We start from the raw sequence: 4,125 nt of genomic DNA on the forward strand, positions 1-4,125 counted from the left end.
GTCTCGGCCGCGTCGGCGGCCGCACCCTGCGGGGTACCCGCCGGGCGGGACACCGCGCGGCGGCGACGGCGCGGCGGCGCGGCGGACGCGCCCTCACCACCGGTCGCGGCGGTTTCGTTCTGTTCCGTGGCCGCAGTCTGCTGCGGATCGGTGTTATCGAGCATGCGGGTGGATCTCCCGTCAGGCCCCCGGGCTCCGCATCCGGGCACGGCACGGCACCGCTGGGCGGCCGGCATCACGACGATGCCTGGACCGGACCCTTGGAACGGTGCCGCCGCGCGGACGCGAGGCCGCACAGGGGCTCGTAGTCTCGCTCGGCGCCCCGCACACGGCGGGGTGTCGAAAGTCTTCTGGTCTGACCAGTCTTCTGAGGTTTTCCCAAGCTGCGCCGTCCCCCAACCCCGGGTGGCTCCCGGACGGGGTCCCGGACCGGCCGACCTTCCTGGTCGGCAGGCCCCGGTTGGCAGGCCTGCGCTGCGACGACGCTCGCTCCCCTGGGGAGCCGCGGGAACCCTGGAGGACCGTCGGGCCCAGTGAGGCACTGGGCCCGGCCTCCCCCCGCTAGGCGGACGCGGTAGCGTGCGGCCCTGCTGCCGGCTCCGAGCCGACCGGGGCCGCTGCGCGGTCGAGCGCCAGCGGGTCGGTCACCGTGCCGGACTCCTCGTCGAGCGGCCCCTGCGCCAGCCTGGTCACCTCTGCGGGGACCGGCGGCGCCAGGTCGGCCGTCACACGGAGACCGGACAATACGTCGTCGGGTCGTACGGCTGGTGTGGCGTGTCGTACTACCAGGCGCAGTATCGCACAGGGACGGCCGGTCCGAACATCGCGGTCGGTTCCGGCCCCGGCGTCCGCACCGGCCTCGACCTGGGCCGGGACGGCTTCCAGCGCCGCCACCGCGCCCCGCGCGTCGAAGACCCGCAGGCCGTTCTTGGTGCGGCGCTCGACCTCGACCCGCTCGGCGGCGAGGAAGCGCGCGACCGCGTCGGCGGCCGCGTCGGGCTCGACACCGTCCAGCCGGAGCAGCCACTCGGAGGCCTCCAGGCGCTCCACGAAGTTCGGCGTCCGCACCTCGACCGCGTCGATCACGTCCAGGCCCGTCGGCAGCGACTCGTCCAGCTGCGCCCGCAGCTGCTCGGGGTCGCGGACAGCGGCCAGGCCGATCTCCAGGTACTCCGCCTCGCTCGCCACCCCGGTCGGGGCCGCGTTCGCGTAGGAGACCTTCGGGTGCGGGGTGAAGCCGGCCGAATAGGCCATCGGAACGGCGGACCGGCGCAGGGCGCGCTCGAAGGCGCGCTGGAAGTCGCGGTGGCTGGTGAAGCGGAGCCGGCCGCGCTTGGTGTAGCGGAGACGAATCCGCTGCACCGTCGGCGCGGGCGGCGGACCGTCGGGCGTACGGCGTGCCAGGGTCGCTCAGTCCTTAGTCAGTTGTCCCCGTCCGGCGTGGCGTCTTCCCGCCACTGTCCGGACTCTGTCACCTCAAAGGGTACGCGCCCCGCCACCCCCCTCGCTCCGCCCCTGGTCAGCCGCCGCTCCCCGGCACGCCGCGACCCCCGGCCGAATCCGTCCGGCCGGGGGTCGCGGGTGTGACGTGCGCTACTTGTTGACGACCGTCAGGGGGAGCATCTTCTTGCCGGTGGGGCCGATCTGGATCTGGGTGTCCATCTGCGGGCACACGCCGCAGTCGAAGCACGGGGTCCAGCGGCAGTCGTCGACCTCGACCTCCTCCAGGGCGTCCTGCCAGTCCTCCCAGAGCCAGTCCTTGTCGAGGCCGCTGTCCAGGTGGTCCCAGGGCAGCACCTCCTCGTAGGTGCGCTCGCGGGTGGTGTACCAGTCGACGTCGACGCCGGTGCCGGCCAGGCCCTTCTCGGCGCAGGCCATCCAGCGGTCGTAGGAGAAGTACTCGCGCCAGCCGTCGAAGCGGCCGCCGTCCTCGTAGACCTCGCGGATGATCGCGCCGACCCGGCGGTCGCCGCGGGAGAGCAGGCCCTCGACGATGCCCGGCTTGCCGTCGTGGTAGCGGTAGCCGATGTTCTTGCCGTACTTGCGGTCGCCGCGGATGGAGTCGCGCAGCTTGGCCAGGCGGGCGTCGGTGGCCTCGGCGGACAGCTGCGGGGCCCACTGGAACGGGGTGTGCGGCTTGGGCACGAACCCGCCGATGGAGACGGTGCAGCGGATGTCGTTCTGGCCGGTGACCTCGCGGCCCTTCTGGATGACGTTCTTCGCCATCTCGCCGATCTGGAGCACGTCCTCGTCGGTCTCGGTGGGCAGGCCGCACATGAAGTACAGCTTCACCTGGCGCCAGCCGTTGCCGTACGCGGTGGCGACGGTGCGGATCAGGTCCTCCTCCGACACCATCTTGTTGATGACCTTGCGCATGCGCTCGCTGCCGCCCTCGGGGGCGAAGGTGAGGCCCGAGCGGCGCCCGTTGCGGGACAGCTCGTTGGCGAGGTCGATGTTGAAGGCGTCGACGCGGGTGGACGGCAGCGACAGGCCGATCTTGTCCTCGGTGTAGCGGTCCGCCAGGCCCTTGGCGATGTCGCCGATCTCGGTGTGGTCGGCGCTGGACAGCGACAGCAGGCCGACCTCCTCGAAGCCGGTCGCCTTGAGCCCGCGCTCCACCATCTCGCCGATACCGGTGATGCTTCGCTCCCGCACGGGGCGCGTGATCATGCCGGCCTGGCAGAAGCGGCAGCCGCGGGTGCAGCCGCGGAAGATCTCCACGGACATCCGCTCGTGCACCGTCTCGGCGAGCGGGACCAGCGGCTGCTTCGGGTACGGCCACTCGTCGAGGTCCATCACGGTGTGCTTGGCCACCCGCCACGGTACGCCGGGGGCGTTCGGCACGACGCGGCCGATCCGGCCGTCGGCCAGGTACTCCACGTCGTAGAACTTGGGGACGTAGACCCCGCCGGTGCGGGCCAGGCGCAGCAGCAGCTCGTCCCGGCCGCCCGGGCGGCCCTCGGCCTTCCAGGCGCGGATGATCTCCGTGATGTCGAGGACGGCCTGCTCGCCGTCGCCGACCACGGCGCAGTCGATGAAGTCCGCGATCGGCTCCGGGTTGAAGGCCGCGTGGCCGCCGGCCAGGACGATCGGGTCGTCGATGGTGCGGTCCTTGGCCTCCAGCGGGATGCCGGCCAGGTCGAGCGCGGTCAGCATGTTCGTGTAGCCGAGCTCGGTGGAGAACGACAGGCCGAACACGTCGAAGGCCTTCACCGGGCGGTGGGCGTCCACGGTGAACTGCGGGACGTCGTGCTCGCGCATCAGCGCCTCGAGGTCCGGCCAGACGCTGTAGGTGCGCTCGGCGAGCACACCCTCACGCTCGTTCAGCACCTCGTAGAGGATCATGACGCCCTGGTTGGGCAGCCCGACCTCGTAGGCGTCGGGGTACATCAGCGCCCAGCGGACGTCGCAGGCGTCCCAGTCCTTGACGGTCGAGTTCAGCTCGCCGCCGACGTACTGGATCGGCTTCTGGACGTGCGGGAGGAGGGCCTCCAGGCGTGGGAAGACCGATTCGACAGTCATGTACTAGGAACCCTTACGACGTGATTCGGTGCCGCGAGTCGGCACGGGAGGGGTGACCCTCAAGGGTAGCCCAATCCGGGGAACGGGCCGTCTGCCCCGGTTCGCGGGCCCTCCGCGCTCCGGCGCGACCCCGGACGGCCGGTCTCCGCCCGCACCCGCCGGTGTCCACCGGTGCCCACCGGTGGCCTCCCGTGCCCGCTGGTGCCCGCCCCGGCACGCGCGGTGGGCGCCCGCCGGCCGGTCCCGTCCGCCGTTGACACGCCCGGACGGCCCGTGCGGTACTGACAGGGCTCCGCCAAAGACATCTGCACCCCTTCCGGACAAGGAAGTTGAGTCGTACGCTCGGCCCTCGTCGGTTTTCCGGCCGGCACGCCTCTCCCTCCCCACGGGCCGCCCCCGGACGGCCCCGTCCGTCCCCGCACGGCCGCCGTTCCCGGCCCGCGGTGCCACGCCCAGCCCCGTCCCCCTCCCCCGTCCCCCCGCCCGCACGCCGTGCCCGGCGGCGCACCCGCACGCCCGCGCCCCGGCGGCCGTACGACCGGCGCAAGGAGAACCATGACCGACACCGGTCGGCGGATCCGCCCGCTCCGGACCCTCGACACC

2 protein-coding genes are annotated in these 4,125 nt (G+C 72.6%); both read right to left on the reverse strand.

Translation table 11 applies throughout. The features are described from left to right. Positions 1-561: 561 nt before the first annotated feature. Positions 562-1,362, reverse strand: coding sequence for a TIGR03936 family radical SAM-associated protein (locus AE652_RS36685; RefSeq protein WP_049659422.1), 801 nt, complete (start codon positions 1,360-1,362; stop codon positions 562-564). A 231-nt stretch (positions 1,363-1,593) separates the two neighbouring features. Further along, on the reverse strand, positions 1,594-3,522 hold the full coding sequence (locus tag AE652_RS36690) for a TIGR03960 family B12-binding radical SAM protein (protein WP_049659423.1): 1,929 nt from the start codon (positions 3,520-3,522) through the stop codon (positions 1,594-1,596). Positions 3,523-4,125: the final 603 nt, after the last annotated feature.

It is taken from the genome of Kitasatospora sp. MY 5-36, assembly GCF_001182915.1.
Classification (GTDB): Bacteria; Actinomycetota; Actinomycetes; order Streptomycetales; family Streptomycetaceae; genus Kitasatospora.